Raw genomic sequence first — 21179 nt, forward strand, 5'->3', positions numbered from 1 at the left:
ATGAGTGCAGTAGTGACATTGAAAAAAGGAGAGGGCCGTACCATCAAGGCGGGCGGCGCATGGATTTTTGATAATGAGATTGATACCATCGTAGGAACATTTGAAAATGGAGAGGTTGTGCTGGTTCACGATTTTGACGGCTATCCAATGGGGAAAGGATTTATCAACCAGAATTCCAAAATCAGAATCCGTATGCTGACCAGACATGTGGAGCAGGAAATTAATCGTGAATTTTTTAACATGCGTGTGAAAAATGCGTGGGAATACCGAAAAGTAGTGCTGGGTCAGAATCCAGAGGATTTGATGGCGTGCCGCGTGATTTTTGGTGAGGCAGATTTCTTGCCAGGGCTCACCATTGATAAATATGCGGATGTTTTAGTTGTGGAATGTCTTGCGCTTGGAATGGAACCGTTTAAGGAACTGATAGTTGACCTTTTAAAAGAAGAGCTTGCAAAAGATGGCATCCAGATTCGCGGCGTCTATGAGCGAAGCGATGCCAATGAGCGGAAAAAGGAAGGACTTCCAAAGAAAAAAGGATTTATCGGTGCAGAGTTTGACACAGATGTTGAGATTGTAGAGAATGGTGTTCACTATCTTGTAGACGTTGTAAATGGCCAGAAGACCGGATTTTTCTTAGACCAGAAATACAACCGTCTTGCGATGCAGCGTATCTGTAAAGGAAAAAAGGTGTTAGACTGCTTTACCCATATGGGAACGTTTGCATTAAATGCCGGAATTGCAGGTGCAAGCGATGTAACAGGACTTGACATTTCGGAATATGCAGTTGAGCAGGCAGCCGAAAATGCCCGTCGAAACGGTCTGGAGGATACCGTGCATTTCCGCTGCGCAAACGTATTTGATGAACTCCCAAAACTTGCAGCAGAAGGAGAAAAATTCGACGTTGTCATCCTGGACCCACCGGCTTTCACCAAATCCCGCGAGGCAACAAAGAATGCCATCAAAGGTTATCGTGAAATCAACATGAAAGGGTTAAAACTTGTCAAAGATGGCGGCTATTTTGCAACCTGTTCCTGCTCTCACTTCATGACACAGGAACTTCTTGCAAAGACGGTGAAGGAGGCTGCAAAGGCAACGCACAAGCGCCTCCGCCAGGTAGAATTCCGCACCCAGGCACCGGATCATCCGATTCTTTGGGCAAATTCGACGAATGTGCCGGAGAGTTATTATTTGAAGTTTTATATTTTCCAGGTGGTGGACGAACGCTAGGCGTCCGTCTGGAAAAATAAGAGCGGGCAAGTGGCGGAAAACCTTGATTTATGATGTTAGAAGGGATTAAGGCAGATTGATAAAAATTGCATTGGAAGCTGTAGGTTTTATCACAAATGATATTTCCTACAATAAAAATAGAATCATAAAAGCGATAGAGGAATGTGGGGATAGCTCCATTAAGAATGAGTAGGAGCAGCAGTTTTTTCAAACGGTAAAATTATTGAAGAAGTTCCGGCAGGGGAGGAAAGAGTTTTATTATTTGAGGAGAATGGAGAGTAATTTATGTATTATCATGCTTCGCAGGTAAAAGGCATACAGGTTTTAGAACCAAGAATATCTAACCATAATATTCCGCTGGTATATTTTTCAACCAAGCGGGAAAATACATTGGTATATCTTAGCAACGCGGTTGAAAAATATTGTAAGGAAAGTGGCTTTCAATATAGCGGGTCATGGTCTAAATGGGGATCTTACGGTTTTGATAAAGATGGGATTTTAAAAATTGAAGAATATTATCCGAACGCGTTGGAGGAAACTTATAAAGGAGTAAAGGGGTATATTTATTCCTGTGCGGATGTTGCGACTGATACAGATTTTAAACTTCAAATACCAGATGCAGTTGTTTCTAGAAACGAAACTCCGGTAACAGATTGCGAATATATCGATAACGCATATACTGAATTGATTAAAGCAGAGCAACAAGGCCTAATTAGGATTGTTTATTACAAGGATTTTATAGCAAAACGAGAAGATTGGCTAAAAGCAGTCATCAATGAAGAGTATAGGAATGCCACAGATCATCCAGAATATCAATATTTTCTTGAGGCGAAATTCTCGAAATATTTGGAAAAATAATAATTTTGCATGGAAATTAAAAGATAGAACATCAATCTGGAGTGGATATTATGACGATTGCTCAATGGAATGCACTTACAAATTAGAAAGGTAATCTATGAAGAATAAGAGGAAATCTCTATATGACTGCACAGAATTAAAAAAATATCATTTAAACAGTAAATTTTATTGCAAACTACTTACGAATCATGAAAATTACTGTGTGAAATAAAAAAAGCTCCATCTAGGCAGTAATATTTTTGGAAATGACACCAAATGTTAAAAAATTTACTGTACAAAATGGAAAAACTGTCGTTTGAGCAGTTATGTAGCTTGAGTCGGATAAGTGTAGGTCTTAGAAAGATATAAATCGAAATTTAGAGGAGGCAATGCAATGGATATTTCCTATAATTGTGAAAATCAAAAATTTAATTATAGAGTATGTGCCATGATAATCTTGGAAAATAAAATTTTAGCGATGCACGATGAACGTTCACCCTATTTTTATCTTCCTGGTGGAAGAGTTAAGATGGGTGAAACTGCTGAGCAGGCAGTGGTTCGGGAAGTTCAGGAAGAACTTAGTGTAACTCCAAAGATTACACGTCCATTATGGCTCAATCAGGCGTTTTTTACCGAAGATGTGGATAATCTCCATTATCATGAACTGTGCATTTATTTTCTGGTGGATATTTCAGAGACAACTCTACCGGAAAGAGGAAACGTCTTTACTCTGACAGAAGGAAAGCATATCCACACTTTTGAATGGCTGGAGTTTGACAGATTGAAAGATGAATATTTTTATCCGCTTTTCCTGAAAAAAGCGATTTACGATCTTCCAGATGAATTCACCCTTCGCACGGAATTAGAGTAACAAATTCAAGTTCGCAGAGACGTTAGAGTAATTATTTTTGCAAGAAAAAAGAAAGGAATTTCATCATGTACTTATGGATAATCGCAGCTGTGGTCTCCTATTTTATCAAGGGGCTGTGTGGCTTCGCAAATACACTGGTCTTTACTTCGATTCTAAGCTTTGGAGCATTGAACGCTAATATTTCCCCCATCGACCTGCTGTTGGGCTATCCATCGAATCTGATTCTCACCTGGGAAAATCGAAAAAGGCTTGATTCCAAGGTCTACCTTCCTCTGGCAGCGTTAGTGTTGCTGGGCAGCATTCCCGGTGCCTTTTTGCTCAAAAATGTAGATGCCAGAGCTATCAAGCTGGTATTTGGTGTTGTCGTGGTTGTGTTAGGTGCAGAGATGTTTTTCAGAGAATACAGCAAAAAGCGGGTTCATTCATCCAAGCCGGTATTGGCGATTATTGGCGTGACGGCAGGTGTTTTGTGCGGTTTGTTTGGAGTGGGTGCATTGCTGGCAGCCTATGTCAACCGCGTAACGGAGGATTCCGGTTCATTCAAGGCGAACATCAGTGCGGTGTTCATTGTAGAAAATACGTTCCGTATCATTCTATACAGTGTTCTTGGACTGCTTACATTTGATACGGTAAAATCGGTCCTGATGCTCATTCCTTTTGCGTTGTTAGGACTAATTGCTGGTATGAAATGCAGCAATTACATGGATGAAAAGCTCGTTAAAAAAATAACATTCATACTACTGGTCTTGTCTGGAATATCATTGATTCTGAAAAATCTATGATAAAAAAAAGTGGTGCACAAAAAGAGAAGAAAAATTCTTTCGCTAAAAAAAACACACCTTTAGAAAAAATACATTCCTTTTTTCGGGAATGTATTTTTTTATACTATTAACATTAAGGTGTCAAAAGATAGCCTACAAATTAGGAGATTAGGTATGCAAGCGGTAAGGAAAAGACGTCTGTTTCGTGCAGGATTGGTTTTGCTCATGACGGCAGGACTTGGAATCGCAGGACACAGAGAAAGTGGAAAAAGTACGATGGAAACAGTTGTAAATTATCAGAATGAACTATTTGGGGAAAACGTTTATATTTTTTCGCCGGACGATGACCCGGATGAAGTGAATGCCATACTAAAGGACATTTATCAGGAACAGGAAGCAAATCAATTTGGGGAGGAGCGGTATAGCATTTATTTTATGCCGGGAACGTATGATGACATTGATGTGAATGTTGGATTTTACACGCAGGTGGCAGGACTTGGAGAACTTCCCACGGATACGAAATTAGGTTCCTTAAGCTGCACGGCCCGCTGGCTTGGAGATGATCCGGATAACCACAATGCATGTTGTAATTTCTGGCGGGGCGTGGAGAACCTGGAACTAAAAAGTAATACAATGTGGGCGGTTTCACAGGCAACTTACATGCGAAGAATGCAGATTGATGGGGCATTATATCTGCATGATAATTACGGATGGTGCAGCGGAGGATTTCTTGCAGATTCCAACATTGATTTGCTGACAGATTCCGGTTCCCAGCAACAGTGGCTGTCGCGCAATTGTAACTGGAAAAAGTGGATGGGCAAAAACTGGAACATGGTCTTTTTGGGAATCGAACCTGGAAAATCACCGGAGGGAACGTGGCCTGCGGTGCCGTATACGGACGCGGGAGCAACTGCCCGTATACAGGAAAAACCATTTTTGATTTATGATAAACAGGAAGGATTTTGCGTATATGTACCGGATGAGCGGACCAACGCGTCAGGAGTGTCATGGAAAAAAGAAAATGCTGGAAAAACAATTCCATTCTCTGCATTTTATGTGGCAAAAGCGGGGGTAGATACTGCAGAGACGATGAATCAGGCGCTGGCAGAAGGAAAGCATTTGTTTTTGACACCGGGAATTTATGATTTGGATGCACCATTACAGGTAAAAAATGCAAATACAATTGTACTTGGAACGGGGCTTGCAACGCTTCGTGCAACAAATGGAACTGCCTGTATACAGACCGCGGATGTACCAGGATTAAAAATTGCAGGTCTTTTATTTGATGCAGGAACAAAAGAATCGGAAAATCTTCTGGTAGTTGGAGAAGAAAATGCTCCATCGACGGACGAAAATGCAGAGAAAATAGCACTTAGCGATTTGTTTTTCCGCGTGGGAGGAACCAAAGCGGAAGCTCCTGCAAAGGTAAAACGCTGTGTGACGATAAACAGCAGTCATGTGACGGGAGATAATTTCTGGGTATGGCGTGCGGATCACGGAGATGATGTTGCATGGGAGGAAAATACGGCGGACGAGGGAATTGTGGTAAACGGTGACGATGTCTTTATGTATGCGCTGATGGTGGAACATTTTCAAAAATACCAGACGACCTGGAATGGTGAGGATGGATGCGTTGTCATGTACCAAAGTGAAATTCCATACGATGTCCCGAATCAGGAGGCATGGATGAGTCATAACAATACGGTAGATGGATATGCATCTTTTCATGTGGATGACGCGGTAAAACAGTTTGAAGCGTGGGGACTGGGGATTTACCTTTACAATCGGGATGCCAAAGTCAACCTAAATACTGCAATGGAAGTTCCGGACCAAAATGGTGTAAAGGTACATAATATTTGTAGTGTTATGATTACCGGCAATCCGGGCATGTCCCATGTGTTAAATGACAGTGGCGATCCTGTGATGAACAGTGGCGACAGAGCCGTAATTTGTGAGTATGAAAATGGAGTGGTGCGGTAAAAATAGCAATGAAAGTTTCATCCTGTTATGTTACAATGATATAAAATTGTAATGGGACGAGGAAACCGATATGGAAATAAAAGAAATTCAAACAAGAACACCGCAATTAATCGAAACGCTGTTAGCTGTCTGGGAGGATTCTGTCCGGGCAACACATCTGTTCCTTTCGGGTGCAGAGGTTCTTCGGATAAAAAAATATGTACCGCAGGCTTTAAAGGGTGTGGAGCATCTGCTGATTGCAGAAAGTGAGTCAGGACAACCGATTGCTTTTATGGGAGTAGAAAAGAATCGTCTGGAAATGTTGTTTCTTTCTCCGGAAGAAAGAGGAAAAGGAATTGGAAAACAACTGATTCAGTATGGAATTCGGAATTACGGAATACAAGAGGTTACGGTCAATGAACAAAATCCACAGGCGGTAGGATTCTATGAGCATTTAGGGTTTAAAACATATCAACGGACAGAATGCGATGAGGAGGGGAATCCATATCCACTTTTGTATATGAAACGGATGAAGAAAATGAAAAAGTGACATGTGCAAAGTAAAGGACAGTATAACAGCATCCCCGAAGAGGATACACCAAGTACAAGCGTATTTGGTGTATTTTTTTGTGTATACACAGGCACAAACAGTTGGTATAATGAAACAAAGAAAGACACAGATTTTGTTTTAGGACAACTTGCTGGAAGCTACATTTTTAGAAGATTTGCTGCGAATGTTATGTCCGTACAAGCTTGCATACATTGCAGCAACGACAGCTACGATGACAGGTGTTTCGATGTGAAGTCTTCCAAGAAGATTACCGATAATGGCTCCAACAACGGTTGCTCCAACTACAAGTGTAAATGTTTTGATGAATTTTTTCATGATCGATTCTCCTTTTGCGTAAGTGATTTGATATATTTATATTACAAAAAAAGGAAAGTAGAATCCATGGATGTGGCTTACAATTTAAGAGTTAATCTTACAGTTTGGTAAGATTGGAAAAATAGAGAGGAAAGATATGTCAGAAACAAGAAAAAAATACAATTCACAGAAAAAAGGAAAACCATTTTCAAAAGAAAAACAGGTTACAACGAAAGAACATTTTTCAGGAAACGGTGCAAAGAAAAATGCGGCGGAGCTTGGCAAAAAATATAGCTGGGATGCTTCCAAAAAAGAATCCGCAGGAAAGATGGCAAAGCAGAATGCGCAGGGGAAGCTTGCAAAGCAGCATACCAGTAGCAGCCATGCAAAAAAGCAGGATAAGGATGCCTGTCCTTATGCAAAAAAATGTGGTGGCTGCGATTATCAGGGCATTGCGTATGAAAAACAGCTTTTGAAAAAGCAGGAACTCGTAAAAGAATTAGTTGGTAAGTTTGGAAAGGTAAATCCAATTCTTGGAATGAAGGACCCGCTTCATTATAGAAATAAGGTACATGCTGTCTTTGACATTGAACGAAGAGGTGCCCGTGGAAATAACAAAGGGCGTGGCGGAGTTTCGGCAGGAACGATTATTTCCGGTGTATACAAGGCAGGAACCCATGATGTCATCAATATTGACAGTTGTATGATAGAGGATCAGAAAGCAGATGCCATCATCCGCGATATTCGTGGCTTGCTCCGCTCTTTTAAAATCAAGACTTACGATGAGGACACCGGATACGGCTTGCTTCGCCATGTTTTGGTGCGCAAAGGATTTCAGAGTGGCGAAATCATGGTGGTGCTTGTGCTCGGTTCACCGGTTATGCCATCCAAAAATAATTTTGTAAAGGCGCTTCGCAAACTTCATCCGGAAATTACGACGGTTGTGATAAATATCAATGATAAGAGAACCAGCATGGTATTAGGAGAAAAAGAGCATACCATCTATGGAAAAGGCTTTATCGAAGATACACTTTGTGGCTGTACGTTCCGCATTTCTCCAAAATCCTTCTATCAGGTCAACCCGGTGCAGACAGAGGTTCTTTATGAAAAAGCAATGGAATATGCGCAGTTGACCGGAAAAGAGCGCGTCGTAGATGCATACTGTGGAATCGGAACCATCGGTCTGATTGCAGCAGCAAAGGCAAAAGAAGTGATTGGGGTAGAATTGAACCGTGATGCAGTGCGTGATGCGGTAACGAATGCAAAACGAAACGGAATCCAAAATGTTTCTTTTTATAATAAGGATGCAGGCGAATTTATGGTGGAAATGGCGCAATACAAAGACGGCACGAAAGAGCAGGATGTTGATGTCGTATTTATGGACCCGCCAAGAGCCGGAAGTGATGAAGCCTTTATGTCTTCCGTTGTAACACTCTCACCAAAGCGTGTGGTTTATATTTCCTGTAATCCACAGACACTCGCAAGAGATTTGGAGTATTTCAGAAAACACGGTTATGTGATGAAAGAATGCACACCGGTTGATATGTTTCCGTTTACGGGGCATGTGGAGACGGTATGTCTTTTGTCAAAACTTCGTGAAGCAAAGCATTATGTGAGTGTGAAGCTGGATATGGATGAGATGGATATTATTTCTGCTGAGAGCAAGGCTACATATGAGGAAATTAAGAAATATGTGGCTGAGCATAATGATGGGATGAAGGTTTCTAACCTTTATATTGCGCAAGTGAAGGCTAAGTATGGAATCATAGAGCGTGAGAACTATAATTTGCCTAAATCAGGGGATGCGAAGCAGCCACAGTGTCCGAAAGAGAAAGAGGATGCGATTGCGGACGCATTGAGATTTTTTCGGATGATTTAAAAATTTGATTGACAATTGAGTATTACAGTAGTAACCTAAACCTAATATTTTTTGAAAGGAAATTCTTCGGATGAGCAGATTTGTATCCAAATCTTCATACGTAAATGTGGTAGCCAAGCATGCGGGACACGTGGATGGTTTTGTTGTTGTATGTAAAGATAGTGGATACAGAGAAGAGTAGAATTTCAGAATATATACGATATACGTATACGCTGACCACTTATCTTTTCTGGGTAAGTGGTTCTTTTATTATTTAGGCCAGATAATAAAAGTAATCAGATTAGAAAGTGAGGGGTAAAACATGCATGAATATGTAATAGAGACAGATTGTCTGGATATTGAGTTGGTAGAACCTCAAATAAAATATGCTGAAGATATTTGGAATTTTCGTCAGAAGATAATTAATAATGATGCAAATAGTGAAGATCAATTTGCAGGATGCGGTTGTCTTGGTAAATGTAACTCTGTAGAGGAATGGATTCGTATATGTAAATTGAGGAATAGTGAGGAAACTTGTAACGAGGGAGGAACAACGGTACCTTCAGATATGTATCTTGCAGTACGAAAAAGCGATGACAGAATTGTAGGGATTATTGATTTGAGACACCACATTGATCATCCTATTCTTGGAACATGGGGCGGTCATACAGGCTATTCGGTTCGTCCTTCGGAAAGAAGAAAAGGATATGCTAAAGAGATGCTTCGTTTGAACATCAAAAATGCAAGAGCATTGGGTATCAAAAAAATGCTGGTTACCTGTGATGAAACCAATAAGGCCAGCGAACTGACTATTATTTCGAATGGCGGCATTTTCGAAAAAAGCATTGAAGTTGAAGGTACTATGATAAAAAGATATTGGATTGACTTAAAGAAAGTAGGTGAAGATGGATGAGATACTATCGTATTCACACTGCTGATATAGCATATATCACGCAGCAGCCGAGAGGAATTTTTACTGCAATTGGTAAACTGGTTGACGCAGGTATCCTATCCGAGGAGGAAACTGCAGAATACTGGAAGAATCGAGCCTATTTCGAAAAGGTATTGCCGGTGCCTCCCTTTTATGACGAGGGCAATCCGGACAAGGCAATTACTTGGTTTAAAGATACACCTGAGGGGAATCGGATCTATTCTGAAATGACCTTTTATCATGAGATGGCAAGAAAATATGGAACCCAGCTATATATGTCTGAGTGTGCTGAGATTCCCGGGGAAATCATCTACGAGGATGATTATCAGATTGCCATCAGGAATCAAAGGACAGATATTCGTATTACAACACATGAAATATAGGAGCATCTTATGAGAAAAATACTATGTTCAACAGGGGCATTGTTTCCGCGGACAACCCCCGAAAAATATGCGGCGCTTGGTGATATGGCGGATAAACTGAACTGTGATGGATTTGAGTTCATGGTGGACAGTACGATGTATGAAAATGTGGACAAGCTAATTCAAATCGTTAAGCCATTGAAGTTATGGATTCCGGTGGTGCACTGTCAGAAATCGCTGGGGGAATCTTTATGTGGTATGAAAGCTTGGTTTGACGGGACAGGATATCATGAATACAGAATGACTGATGAGGAGGACCGGGCAGCCTTCGAAAACGGGATTAAACGCTTTCGAGTGAATCTCGAGATTGCCAATGCCTTCGGCGCAGATAAAATGGTGCTCCATCTCTGGAATGGTATTGTATCCGATAAATATCTTTCCAAAAACATCGAACGCTTTGGCATGTTAGATGACCTGGCGAAGGCTTCCCGGGTAGAACTGATGATTGAAAATGTGGTATGTAACCACAAAAATCCTCTCGAAAATATGAGAAGAGTGCACGCAGCATACCAAAACGCCACCTTTGTCTTTGACACTAAGATGTCTGAGTTTCACAATCAGACCATGGAATTGTTTTTGCCTGAGTGGGACTGGCTGCTTCGGGAGCGGCTGATATCGCACATGCACATCAATGACTATAATGGCGGGTACATGGACTGGAGCAATCTGAGAACACTTCCCGTTGGAGCAGGAAAGATTGATTTTACAGGTTTTTTTGATAAGCTTGCACAATATGATTATGCGGGTGACTTTACGGTGGAAGCAACAGCAATTTGTAGGGAAACCGGTGAAGTGGATTACAATATGCTGAATGCATGTTTTGACAGGATTCGGAGCCTGCTGCGACATACTGAAACACATAAATAAAGTAAATCAGAGGAGGAAAATCAACCATGAAAAAGAGGATGATTGAAATAATGGACAAATTTCATCAATACAATTCCGACAACATGGCATATCTTGCTTTCGGTCTTGATAAGAATGAACACTATGATGTGCTGGTTGTTGCACCAAGCTTTTCTCCGTATAAACTTAAGATGGATAGCTATTGCAAGATCACAACCTTAAAGGAAGGCGCATATATTGCGGGATACCTCGTTGAAAAAGATGACCTTAAGATTGCATGGATAAAAACTGCATCATCAGATTCAAATCTGATTAATCATGTTGCAGTATGTGCAGAGCTAACCTTTGATAAAATGATTTTTATAGGTGCAGTTGGCGCATTAAAACCGGAGTTTGAGCTTGGCGATTTGTGCACGCCAACTTATTCGATTGCAGGTGGTTCTGCACATACCTATCTGAAAGATTCCATCAAAGATTTTGTCCATTTTGAAAGGGTAGAACCTGACATGACATTTATAAACAATATTGTTGAAATCGTAGAAGAAAGCGGTTATGAATTAAAGAAAGCATCTGTATTTTGCACACCTTCCATCTCTACACTCGTGTCTCAACAGCTATGCAGATAGATGGTTATTCACTGGAAGCACAGAAAACCAAAATGAAAGCATTCTGTGACTATAATGAATATGAAATAGCCGGCGAGTATGAAGACTCAGGAAAATCCGGTAAATCCATTGAAGGAAGAATTGCTTTTAATCAGATGATCCAAACGGTAGATTTCTTAGAGGAATTATGTGAAAAGACAGATATGCTCATCTTATCGCTGCCAAAGACGAAAGATACGGATGTACTGATTGATGCCCAGATTTTAAAACTTTTAAAAGGAAAATACCTTGTAAATGTAGGACGTAGTAATTGTATCGATCAGGAAGCTTTATATAAAGCGCTTGAAACCAAACAGCTTACCGGGGCTGCAATCGATACCTGGGATAAAAAACCAGGAAAATATGAGACAGATTTTTATCCAACCGTGCTGCCTTTTGAGGATTTGGAAAATATTGTATTGTCGCCACATCAAGCGATGAAGGTAGATGTAGGTCATGATCGTTACGTGATGGATATTTTACAAAAGGTAATCCACTACTTAGAAGCGGGAAAACTGTCGGATGTGGTGGATTTGAAAAAAGGGTATTAGGAGAGGAAATCCATCAGATTCCCTCTCCACTTTTTATTATAGGCATTCTGTCACTGCAAAACAAGTCTTAAAATTTTTTCCCTGCTTTGTCATAATAAGTTCCATAACGACAGAGGAAAAAGGAGAAGGAATGAAAAAAGGATACTGTAAAAGTGGAATGGGAAGAATTGCGTTAGGAACGCATCTGGGAGATTTTTCAAAAGAGGATTCAAAAAAGTATCAAGAGGCGATTTCTTATGCCCTGCAACATGGATTTACAACTATTGATGGAGCAATTAATTATCGTGGAATGTGTTCCGAAAAGGACGAGGGAGCTGCAATTGGAACGTTAATGGAAAAAGGAAATCTGCGACGGGAAGATTTTTGCATTACCTCCAAGGCAGGACTTTTGTATGGGGATGTGCAGGTGGGAAAAAATCCAGGTAAATATTTAGAAGAGGTTTTAGAACCGCAGGGGATAACACGTGCAGATTTTTCAGAGTATGGTGGATTATATCAGACGTTAAATCCTAAATTTTTTGAAATTGCGTTACAAAAGTCGCTGCAAAACTTAGATTTGGAGACGATTGATGTTCACTATATTCATATCCCGGAAATCTCACGTTTACAGTTAACACAAGAGGAATTTTATGATAGGATGGAAATGTTGTTTGCCTGGTACGAGGACAAGGTAAAACAGGGAAAAATCCGGTATTACGGAATTGCCCTTGAGTTTATGGGAGAAGAACCACAGGAAGAAAAGTGGCATTTTGAGCTTGAAAAAGTAAAGGAGAAAGCACAAAAGGCAGGAAACGGAATGAGCCATTTTAAATACGTTTTGTTTGAATATAATCGTTTTTGTGATTATCCGGTGACAACATTAAGCCAGACCGTGAAAGGACAGAAATATACACTGGCAGAAGCTTGCAGGAAACTTGAACTTGAAACGGTGGGAAGTATGCCACTTGCAATGGGGGACGCACTGAAAATGTATCGTGTGGAGGAATTGCTGGCGTTTGCATTAGAAGGCGTGGATCATGTGATTGTGGGGAGCAAGAACATCGGGCATATAAAGGAAATACTGGAAATACAAAAAAGAATCGAGGCACCCAATGCATACATATTTTAAAATCCTAAAAGCAATTATAAAAGAAAATAAAAAGCAGACCTGTTTTTGCTTTGGCATCATGTTGGTGATGTCCATTTTGCAGGTCGCAATTCCGCTTGCGATGAAAGGAATGGTTGCAAGAATTGAGGAAGTTCCATCTGTTTCACTTTTCCTTATTTGTGTTGTAATCTACGCCGGAATGTGGCTTTGCTACAATTTTTTAAATGTGAAATGGTACAAGCACATTGATATGCTTGGGGAAAAGGTTCTGTGGTTTATCCGTGAAAAATTATACAATGCCATCTGGAGCTTTGAGCAGGACACTTATGCAAGGCTTGGAAAAAGTTATTTGAAAAATGTTCTATTTACCGATGTCATCAGCATTTATGGAAATATTATCCTTTATTCGTTGAACATTTTTGCAGATTTCTTTATGATTTTGATTCTTCTTTTGGTGTCGTTCCAGGTAGATGTAACTACAACTGTAATTTTAATTTTTGCAGTTGTGATTGGATTTGTATTTTCTTTTTTCTCAAAACCGGTCATGTCAAAATGCTCCAGAACCGTGAACCAGTCGTTGAAGCGTGAGAATGCGACAAATGATGAGTGTGTGGAGGCGATTGAGCTGACGAGAACGAATGGATTGCAGGATTATTATCGCAAAAAGGTGAAAAATAGTATTCATGATTTTATCCAGGTTGCCATTAAGTCGGATCAAAAGACGGTATTTTTACAAAATCTGATGGAACATTATCACCAGATTATGATTATGGTAATCACAGGTTTTCTGGTGCTTCATGCAAAATCAGCCAGTGCTGGCACACTTGTCTATTATATTTTTGTGACAAATCTGATTATTGAAAAAAGTCGTGCCATAGAGGGAAATTTCTATCAGTTCATGAAAAATATGGCGGCATTTGAAAATATCGACCGTATTTTAGAGGAAGCGAAGCCGGAAAAGGAGGATGGAGAGGAACTTTTAGACATTTCAGAGATTACATTTGATAAGGTCGGATTGTCTTACGAAAACGGAATTCGTGTCTTTTCAAATCGTTCTTTTACGATGAAAAAGGGGATGCCATTCTTTTACAAGGAGGAAACGGATGTGGAAAATCTAGTACGCTGAAAATGATAGCTGGATTTTTAACACCAAGCAAGGGAGACATTCAGTATAACGAAATCTCTTATAAAAAGGTGAAACAGCAGTCACTCTACCGCAATATCTGTTACCTGAACCAGGAGGAACTCCTTTTGAATGAGACGTTGCCAGATTATCTTTCCATCATGGCTCACAAAGAGATTTCTAGGGAAGCATATCAGAATTATGTGTCAAAAGTAAATCTGACGAAGGAATACGGGAAGATTACGGATAACGGCAAAAGCTTTTCCGGTGGTGAAAAGAAGAAAGCGATTATCATGAAGCTTCTGGCAAGAAAACAGGATGTTTCAGTCATCTTGCTAGATGAGATTGAGGCAGGGTTAGACAAGGAAAGCCAGGAGAGAATCGGGCAGATTGAAAAAGAGTTATTGCGGGAGAGAGAACACTATATTATTGTAAAAATCTCACACGGCGAGGTTGCAAATCTGGAATGTTACAATAAGGTGATTGATTTGGAGGCTAACAGATAACCCCGCACAACACCTGCCGATTTTTACCACTTACATCGGAAAAAACACCACTTAGTAAATATCTATTTACTAAGGCTGGTGTTTTTTTTATGATAGTGCAAAAGCCAGAAAGCTTAAGAGGCTGCGCAGCCGGATTCTATTTTGAAAAAGAAAAATGAAACGAGGAGACAAGCATGGAAAAAAGGAAGTATGACATTTTGGCGGTCATAAAAAGAATGCTTTTGAATGTAAAAAATCAGGATAAGAAGCAGTTTTTGCGCGTAGCAATTTATACAGTGGCGGCAACGGCGTACCCGTTCCTAGCAGTTTTTCTGCCGAAAATTGCAATTGGAATTTTAGAGCAGAACGGGGAAAATGCCGCAAGGGATTTGGCGGCTGCAATGGTACTTTATGCAGTTGTGGCAGGAGTGTTAGGGTATATCATGAAATATATGGATCAGGTGATTCAGATTCATAACATGCGCTATCGTTTAAGAAATTTAACTGATGTCACAGACAAGGTTATGACGATGGATTATCACTATGTAGAGGATTCAAAGTTTTACGAGGAAAACGACCGCGCATTTGCATCTTTGAATGGCAATGCGCTTGGAATGGAAGGTGTCTATAACAAGCTGTATCTGATGCCGGCGGCATTACTTAGTATTCTTGGAATGATTGCACTGACCGGGTACTTAAGTCCATGGATTATGCTGGCGTTGCTTTTGCATGTCGGCGTTATCATGTGGATTTCCAGACAGAATCACAATTATCGTTATGCCAGAAAAGAGGAAGTGGCAAAGGCAGAGCGAAAGATTCGTTATTATTACAAGACGACCCATGATTTTTCCTATGGAAAAGATATTCGAATCTATAATTTCAGGGACCGTATCCTGAAAAATTATAAAGAGGAGATTGATGCACTGACCCGTTTGACCGGAAAAATGGCAGAACACGAGTTTTTACTTGGAATGGCAGGAATAGTTACACTGATAATTACAAATGTAGTTATGTATGGAATATTGGTTTATCGTGCCTACATGGGAATGCCAATCAGTTCTTTTACGATGTATATTTCCCTAATTATGTCCTTGATGCAGATGATGCTGACATTCGGGGAGAACGTTGCATTTATCTGCAATGAGGGACAATATGTCAACGATTTCTACAATTTGATGGATGCAGACTTGAAAAACGAAGGTGGAACCGCTGGAAAACCACAAGGAACCTTAGAGATTGTGTTCGATCATGTATCGTTCCACTATCCAAACAGTGAAAAGGAAGTGTTCCACGATTTGAATTTTACGATTCACAAAGGTGAGAGCGTAGCTGTGGTTGGAGTAAACGGAGCCGGAAAATCCACGCTGGTGAAACTGATGACAGGTCTTTTTGAGCCGACGAAGGGACATATTTACATCAACGGTGTGGAAATCAGGGAGTATCGGAAAAAGGATTTGTACGATCTTTATGCAGCCGTATTCCAGGATGTCAATATTTTGGCATTTACCATCCGGGAAAATGTAGCATGCCGTGCAGAACATGTGGATGATGCCCGTGTTGAGGAAGCATTGGATAAGGTTGGATTAGGCGATAAAGTCCGGGGATTTGAGAAAGGGTTAGACCAGATGATGTTAAAAGTCATCGATGAAAACGGAACTGATTTTTCCGGTGGAGAGCGCCAGAAATTATCCATAGCAAGAGGGTTATATAAAGATGCACCAATGGTCATCATGGATGAGCCGACAGCAGCGCTGGATGCCCTGGCAGAAGAAAAAATTTATAAGAGCTTTAGCGATATGGTAAAAGGAAAAACAGCACTTTACATTTCACATCGTCTTGCAAGCACGAAGTTCTGTGATAAAATTGCGCTTTTTGATGCGGATGGATTAAAAGAATACGGTACGCATGAGGAACTGATGGAAAAGAAAGGTGCGTACTACAAGATGTTTGTGATTCAGGGAAAATACTATCAGGAACAAAACGATACAACTACAAATGTAGAAAGGGAATAACATGAAAAAGTTAGCAAGTTTTTTAAAACTGTCATGGCAGGTTTCGCCATCCTATATCATTGTCTTGATTTTAGATGCGTTTGCAAATGGCGCAAAACTTCTTTTTAATATCATTTTGCCAAAATTTTTGGTGGATGAGTTGTTGGGAGCAAGAGACGTCAAAGTCCTTTTCTTATTCGTGGGACTCATTGTTGCAAATAACGTGCTGATGTCGCTTTTGGAAAATGGATTTAAGGCGGTCAAGGAGAAAAAGGAATCCTACTTCACGCAGTCGATGAACAAAAAGATGGCAGAGAAAATCATGAAACTGGAGTATTCCTGCCTGGAGGACCCGTATTATCTGGATTTAAAGGAACGTGCTGTGTATGCCATCAGCAACCAGAATGCAGTGAAATATCTGATCGACTGCGCCGCAAAGATGTTTAGCGGAGCTGTGACACTGGCAGGTCTTATCGCGATTATGGCAACGCTAGGACCGGTTCTTGTCTTGATTGTGGCGGTCGGTGTTGTTGTCATGCTATTGTTTTATTCTGGAATGTCAAAGTACATGGTTTACATGCAGCAGGAGTTAGTTCCGATTAACCGTAAGTTTGGGTATTATTTTGATTTGGCGTTTGAAAAACAGAATCAGAAAGATATCCGTTTGTATGACATGGCTGACATGGTGCAAAACCGTTTGTCCTCCCATTTAGAGGGAACCTGTGATATTTTTGAAAAAATTTTCCGCAGGATGGGAAAGTCCTTTGGCGGAATGAGCGTTGTCAATGATGCAGTTGCGGCAATCTCCTATGCCTATGTGGGATTCCGCACGCTATCTACCTGGTTTGGACCAAGAATTTCCATCGGTTCATTAACCATGTATGTGTCCTGTGCCATCCAGTTTTCGGCAACCGTTGTGGATTTTGGAACCAATATTGTAGGAATGCTGCAGCAGCTGGCATTTTTAGACCCATACTTAGAATTCATGGGACTTGCGGAGGAGACAAAAGAGACAGGGAAAGCAAAGTTTGTGGGTCCTGTGGAAAGCATTGAATTCAAAGATGTTACATTTACCTATCCAAAGGCAGAAAAACCGGTGTTAAAACACGTTTCTTTTTCCATTCACAAAGGGGAGAAAATCTCGATTGTCGGGCTTAACGGCGCCGGAAAATCAACACTTGTAAAATTAATCTGCCGGATGTATCACATGGATAGCGGAGAAATTTTAATCAATGGAAGAAATATTTACGACTATGATTATCTTTCCTATATGAAGTGTATCGCAGCCGTTTTCCAGGACTATCGCCTGTTTAATTTTACGATTGCAGAAAATATCTCCTGCCAGGAAAAGGGGGCAGATCGAAAGCGGATTGAAAAACTGATTGACGAGGTTGGACTTCGTGAAAAAATTGACGAATTAATAGATGGCATCGATAGCCGTTTTGGAAAAGAATACGACGAAGATGGCGTGGAAATGTCCGGTGGACAGGGACAGAAAGTTGCGATTGCCAGAGCACTTTATAAGGATTCGTCCCTTGTGATTTTAGACGAGCCGGCGAGTGCACTTGACCCGATTGCAGAGGCTGAAATCTATGAGAAATTCAACGGTCTTGTGGATGATAAGACTGCAATTTACATTTCCCATAGAATGTCCTCAAGTGTTTTCTGTGACAAAATCTTAATCATCGACGGTGGAACCGTTTCCGATTTCGACACGCATGAAAATCTGATGAAAAAGACAGAAAGTCTGTACTATAAACTGTTCGAATCGCAGGCAAAAAATTACAGATTAGAAGCCTGATTGAACTTTTTAATATGGGTGGCGTAGAGGACGATTGCAGTCAGCATGGCAATAAGATTTCCAATCAGTGTGGCAGCAATGACACTTTGCACCTGTAATACCGGAGCCAGAAGGTACGTGAAAAGAATGCGGCTTCCTAATGCAACAAACGAAGTTGCGACAAAGAACGATACCTTCTGGTAAGCCTTAAAGAGCGAATCAAAGAAATATTTTACAAAGATAAAAAGGTAGGAGAAGCTGTAAAAGACCAGATAAGTGGTAGAAAAGGAAAAGCTTTCTCCGTTCGGATTTTCAAGGAAAAGTCCGACAAATGCCTGTTTTAAGGCAAGTGAGGAGGCAATTACGATTCCGCAAAAGATCAGTCCAATCGGGAAAAGCGTGTGCTTTACCGTGTGGAGCTGGTCTTTATTTTTGGCACCAATCGACATAGAGGAGAAAATCTCAAGTGTCGTGGTGATGCCAAGCATCGGAACTAACATCAGGTTTCCGATGGTGTTGACGGCACTGAATCCACTGATATAGGAAACACCGAAGGTATTGACGTAGGAGTTGATAAACAGCGCACCAACTGACATGACGGATTGCTGTAACAGGCAAGGAACGCCAAGGCGCAACACTTTTCCGGTAAAGCTTTCTGCTGTCCTGGTCTGAAAAGTAACGTTGTATTCGCCTAATTTTCTTTTTAAAAGAGGAATCAGGAAAAGAATGGAGACGAACTGGGAAAACAGGGAGGCAAGTGCCGCACCGTTAACACCCCAGTGCAAATATTTTACAACCACAATATCAAGTACAATATTTAACACCTGTGTCAGTGTAATATAGAAGGTTGGCCGTTTGGATTCCCCCATTCCGCTTAAGGAGGAGTGAAGGACAACACAAAGAATACCCATCACAATGGAAAGGGTATAGATATAAACTAAAATTGTAGTTTCATTCACAATCTCCGCCGGGGTGTGGATGACGGAAAGCAGCGGTCTTGTAAAAAGGAAGAAAAAGGTGACGATGAGTGCGCTAAGCATAAGTCCGACGATGACAGCGTCTCGCAAAATACGCGGAAGTTTGTCATATTCTTTTGCACCGACGTGTCGTGACACCAGAAGACTCGCAGCACTGCCGATTCCACTTGTCAGCGAAAAGCCGACATTGATGACACTCATACAAGAGGAAAGAATTGCAAGCGCCCGCTCATTGACATAGGTTGCGACGATAACGTTGTCGACAAAGCTATAAGCCTGGTTGATGATATACATAAAAATAATCGGAATACAAAATTCCAACATCCTTCTTTGAATTGATTTTTCCATAAGATTGAACTGCCTTTCTTTTTAAATACTCAAACTTTGTACGATTAAATGATGAAAAAGCCGCCTGGTACTAAGGGTGTGTGCATACCAACTGGGGAACAATTCGTGAGAATTGCGTAAATTTGTCGATGCCAATTTTCGGCTCAGGGTTTGTGTACATTCGCCATCTGAACACTTCCAACATGGTGTCCAGCTGTCGAATGAACATAAACAATGGCAAGAGCCGAAAATCGACATCGACAAATTAGCAATTGGAAACGTGTTCCCCAGTTGGTATGCACACACCCTTAATCCCAGGCGGCTTTCTCACTTTATAGGAAATTTCTCAAACAGTCAGAAATAGTGTATAATGAACTTGAAATAAAAAATGACATGACAAAAGAGCGAATGGTGGATTCGCCATGACGTTGTTTATGAAGTTTTTTGTTTTGGTTTAGGACAGCTGCACTATCTGACTATGGAGAAAGAATTACTATGAGCATGGAGTTATCCATATCCCATAACCTTTCGATATTGTTCAAATAGTGCAGTTTTTTTGTGGTAAACTTCTAAAACCAACATAGAAGTGCCACATTCGGAACAGCAGAGAGGGTCGTATCCGAAAGAGAGAAGAATGGAGTGCCGCCAGTCCTGGATAGAACGCAGGAAATGTTGTTTTTCAGCAGAAATACATTTACGGAGATTCTTTTCCTGTTTATGATGTTTGGCATATATCCCATAGTAGCGAAGCATTTTGAAATGTTTTTCGGGGATGTGTACAATTAGTTTTTGGATGAAGTTCAAAGCAGGGATGGTTTCAGTAACTGTTTTGTTGTCTTCGTGTCTGGTGTAATGAAAGGTTACATTTTCGCCGTCATAATAATCAATACGTGATGTGGCGATAACAGGCCTGCCGAGGTATCGGCTGATGTATTTAATGGTAATATCAGGAGTGCAGAGATTTGGCTTTGCACGAACATAAAAACCATTGGAGTGTTTTGTGTACATTTCATTTTTAACTTTACGAAAGGTGGGACCAATACGGAAGGAGAGCTGTTCAAGCAGCACTTTGCGGAAGGCATTACGAAGAAAGTTGTAATCAAAGTGTTTGACAGGACGCCAGGGAGTGATGTTGCCAGCACCGCCTTCAGAGATGAGGGCATGGATATGGGGATTCCATTTTAAGTCACGCCCAAAGGTGTGAAGAACACAGATAAATCCGGGAGTAAAGTTTTCAGTTTTATTCATTTTGGAAAACATACGAAGGACAACGTCACGGACAGAATGAAATAAGCAATTTAAGAGAGACCTGTCTTTGAGAAAATAAATGCGGAGTTCCTCTGGGATGGTGAAAACACAATGGCGGTGAACACAGGAAACGAGCTTGCAGGACATCTGAAAAGAACGAAGCTGGTTGTATTTGTTTCCACAGGAAGGGCAAAAACGGCTTTTACAGCGAAAGGGAACAAATTTAAGATTTCCGCAGTGAGGACAGCCATACATGGCACCACCGTGAGAAGAGTCACCACAATGAATCATCTTGTTGACATTTTCAATGACAGCAGGACGAGGATGGAGTTGGTAAATGATGTGTTCATAATAATCGGTAAAGATGGATTGTAATATATTCATAATAG

20 protein-coding genes and 1 pseudogene are annotated in these 21179 nt (G+C 40.7%); 18 read left to right on the plus strand and 3 right to left on the minus strand.

The features are described from left to right. The 6 genes from BIV16_RS00265 (at position 1) to BIV16_RS00290 (ending at position 6205) form a co-directional block, all read left to right on the plus strand. Positions 1–1227 (plus strand): class I SAM-dependent rRNA methyltransferase, encoded by a 1227-nt coding sequence (locus BIV16_RS00265; RefSeq protein WP_075679941.1) that lies wholly within the window; start codon positions 1–3, stop codon positions 1225–1227. A 285-nt stretch (positions 1228–1512) separates the two neighbouring features. Then, complete coding sequence (locus BIV16_RS00270; RefSeq protein ID WP_075679940.1) at positions 1513–2085, plus strand: hypothetical protein; 573 nt, start codon at positions 1513–1515, stop codon at positions 2083–2085. Between the two features lie 373 nt (positions 2086–2458). Next, positions 2459–2935 (plus strand): NUDIX hydrolase, encoded by a 477-nt coding sequence (locus BIV16_RS00275; protein ID WP_075679939.1) that lies wholly within the window; start codon positions 2459–2461, stop codon positions 2933–2935. Positions 2936–3000: 65 nt separating this feature from the next. Continuing rightward, a complete protein-coding gene (locus BIV16_RS00280; protein ID WP_075679938.1) occupies positions 3001–3717 on the plus strand; it encodes a sulfite exporter TauE/SafE family protein in 717 nt (238 codons plus the stop codon). A 153-nt stretch (positions 3718–3870) separates the two neighbouring features. Next, positions 3871–5676 carry a hypothetical protein gene (locus BIV16_RS00285; RefSeq protein WP_075679937.1) on the plus strand — a complete coding sequence of 602 codons (1806 nt, stop codon included), beginning with the start codon at positions 3871–3873 and terminating at the stop codon, positions 5674–5676. 70 nt (positions 5677–5746) lie between these two features. Beyond that, entirely contained in the window at positions 5747–6205 is a 459-nt protein-coding gene (locus tag BIV16_RS00290; protein WP_075679936.1) for a GNAT family N-acetyltransferase, read from the plus strand. A gap of 138 nt (positions 6206–6343) precedes the next feature. Here the strand turns inward: BIV16_RS00290 and BIV16_RS00295 are convergent, their stop codons facing one another. Further along, on the minus strand, positions 6344–6541 hold the full coding sequence (locus BIV16_RS00295) for a hypothetical protein (protein WP_075679935.1): 198 nt from the start codon (positions 6539–6541) through the stop codon (positions 6344–6346). A 136-nt stretch (positions 6542–6677) separates the two neighbouring features. Here BIV16_RS00295 and rlmD point away from each other — a divergent pair, with 136 nt between their 5' ends. From rlmD to BIV16_RS00350, 12 genes and pseudogenes are all read left to right on the plus strand, one after another. After that, the gene (rlmD, locus tag BIV16_RS00300; RefSeq protein WP_075679934.1) at positions 6678–8399 is read left to right on the plus strand and encodes a 23S rRNA (uracil(1939)-C(5))-methyltransferase RlmD; all 1722 of its coding nucleotides are present in this window, start codon (positions 6678–6680) and stop codon (positions 8397–8399) included. 301 nt (positions 8400–8700) lie between these two features. Beyond that, positions 8701–9291, plus strand: coding sequence for a GNAT family N-acetyltransferase (locus BIV16_RS00305; protein WP_075679933.1), 591 nt, complete (start codon positions 8701–8703; stop codon positions 9289–9291). Continuing rightward, on the plus strand, positions 9288–9692 hold the full coding sequence (locus BIV16_RS00310) for a hypothetical protein (RefSeq protein ID WP_075679932.1): 405 nt from the start codon (positions 9288–9290) through the stop codon (positions 9690–9692). Before BIV16_RS00305 ends, BIV16_RS00310 begins: the two co-directional genes overlap by 4 nt. Positions 9693–9701: 9 nt before the next feature. After that, positions 9702–10598, plus strand: coding sequence for a sugar phosphate isomerase/epimerase family protein (locus tag BIV16_RS00315; RefSeq protein ID WP_075679931.1), 897 nt, complete (start codon positions 9702–9704; stop codon positions 10596–10598). Between the two features lie 26 nt (positions 10599–10624). Next, a complete protein-coding gene (locus BIV16_RS00320) occupies positions 10625–11203 on the plus strand; it encodes a phosphorylase family protein (RefSeq protein ID WP_075679930.1) in 579 nt (192 codons plus the stop codon). Further along, a pseudogene (locus tag BIV16_RS15670) lies at positions 11194–11352 on the plus strand (recombinase family protein); the annotation flags it as partial. The gene BIV16_RS00320 and the pseudogene BIV16_RS15670, both read left to right, overlap by 10 nt. Then, complete coding sequence (locus BIV16_RS00325) at positions 11338–11772, plus strand: NAD(P)-dependent oxidoreductase (protein WP_278335605.1); 435 nt, start codon at positions 11338–11340, stop codon at positions 11770–11772. The pseudogene BIV16_RS15670 and the gene BIV16_RS00325, both read left to right, overlap by 15 nt. A 130-nt stretch (positions 11773–11902) precedes the next feature. Further along, the gene (locus BIV16_RS00330; RefSeq protein WP_075679928.1) at positions 11903–12880 is read left to right on the plus strand and encodes an aldo/keto reductase; all 978 of its coding nucleotides are present in this window, start codon (positions 11903–11905) and stop codon (positions 12878–12880) included. Beyond that, positions 12864–13985: an ABC transporter transmembrane domain-containing protein gene (locus BIV16_RS00335; protein ID WP_075679927.1), complete on the plus strand. Its 1122-nt coding sequence runs from the start codon at positions 12864–12866 to the stop codon at positions 13983–13985. The genes BIV16_RS00330 and BIV16_RS00335 overlap by 17 nt, the downstream gene beginning before the upstream one ends. Beyond that, positions 13982–14488 (plus strand): ATP-binding cassette domain-containing protein, encoded by a 507-nt coding sequence (locus tag BIV16_RS00340; protein WP_242940358.1) that lies wholly within the window; start codon positions 13982–13984, stop codon positions 14486–14488. Before BIV16_RS00335 ends, BIV16_RS00340 begins: the two co-directional genes overlap by 4 nt. Positions 14489–14661: 173 nt before the next feature. After that, positions 14662–16479, plus strand: coding sequence for an ABC transporter ATP-binding protein (locus BIV16_RS00345; RefSeq protein ID WP_083625109.1), 1818 nt, complete (start codon positions 14662–14664; stop codon positions 16477–16479). Between the two features lies 1 nt (position 16480). Continuing rightward, positions 16481–18259, plus strand: coding sequence for an ABC transporter ATP-binding protein (locus BIV16_RS00350; RefSeq protein ID WP_075679925.1), 1779 nt, complete (start codon positions 16481–16483; stop codon positions 18257–18259). Here BIV16_RS00350 and BIV16_RS00355 read toward each other — a convergent pair. Beyond that, complete coding sequence (locus BIV16_RS00355) at positions 18241–19563, minus strand: MATE family efflux transporter (RefSeq protein WP_083625107.1); 1323 nt, start codon at positions 19561–19563, stop codon at positions 18241–18243. The genes BIV16_RS00350 and BIV16_RS00355 overlap by 19 nt on opposite strands. 486 nt (positions 19564–20049) lie before the next feature. Next, a complete protein-coding gene (locus BIV16_RS00360; RefSeq protein ID WP_075679811.1) occupies positions 20050–21174 on the minus strand; it encodes an IS91 family transposase in 1125 nt (374 codons plus the stop codon). Between the last annotated feature and the right edge of the window lie 5 nt (positions 21175–21179).

Source organism: Roseburia sp. 831b (genome assembly GCF_001940165.2).
Classification (GTDB): Bacteria; Bacillota; Clostridia; order Lachnospirales; family Lachnospiraceae; genus Roseburia.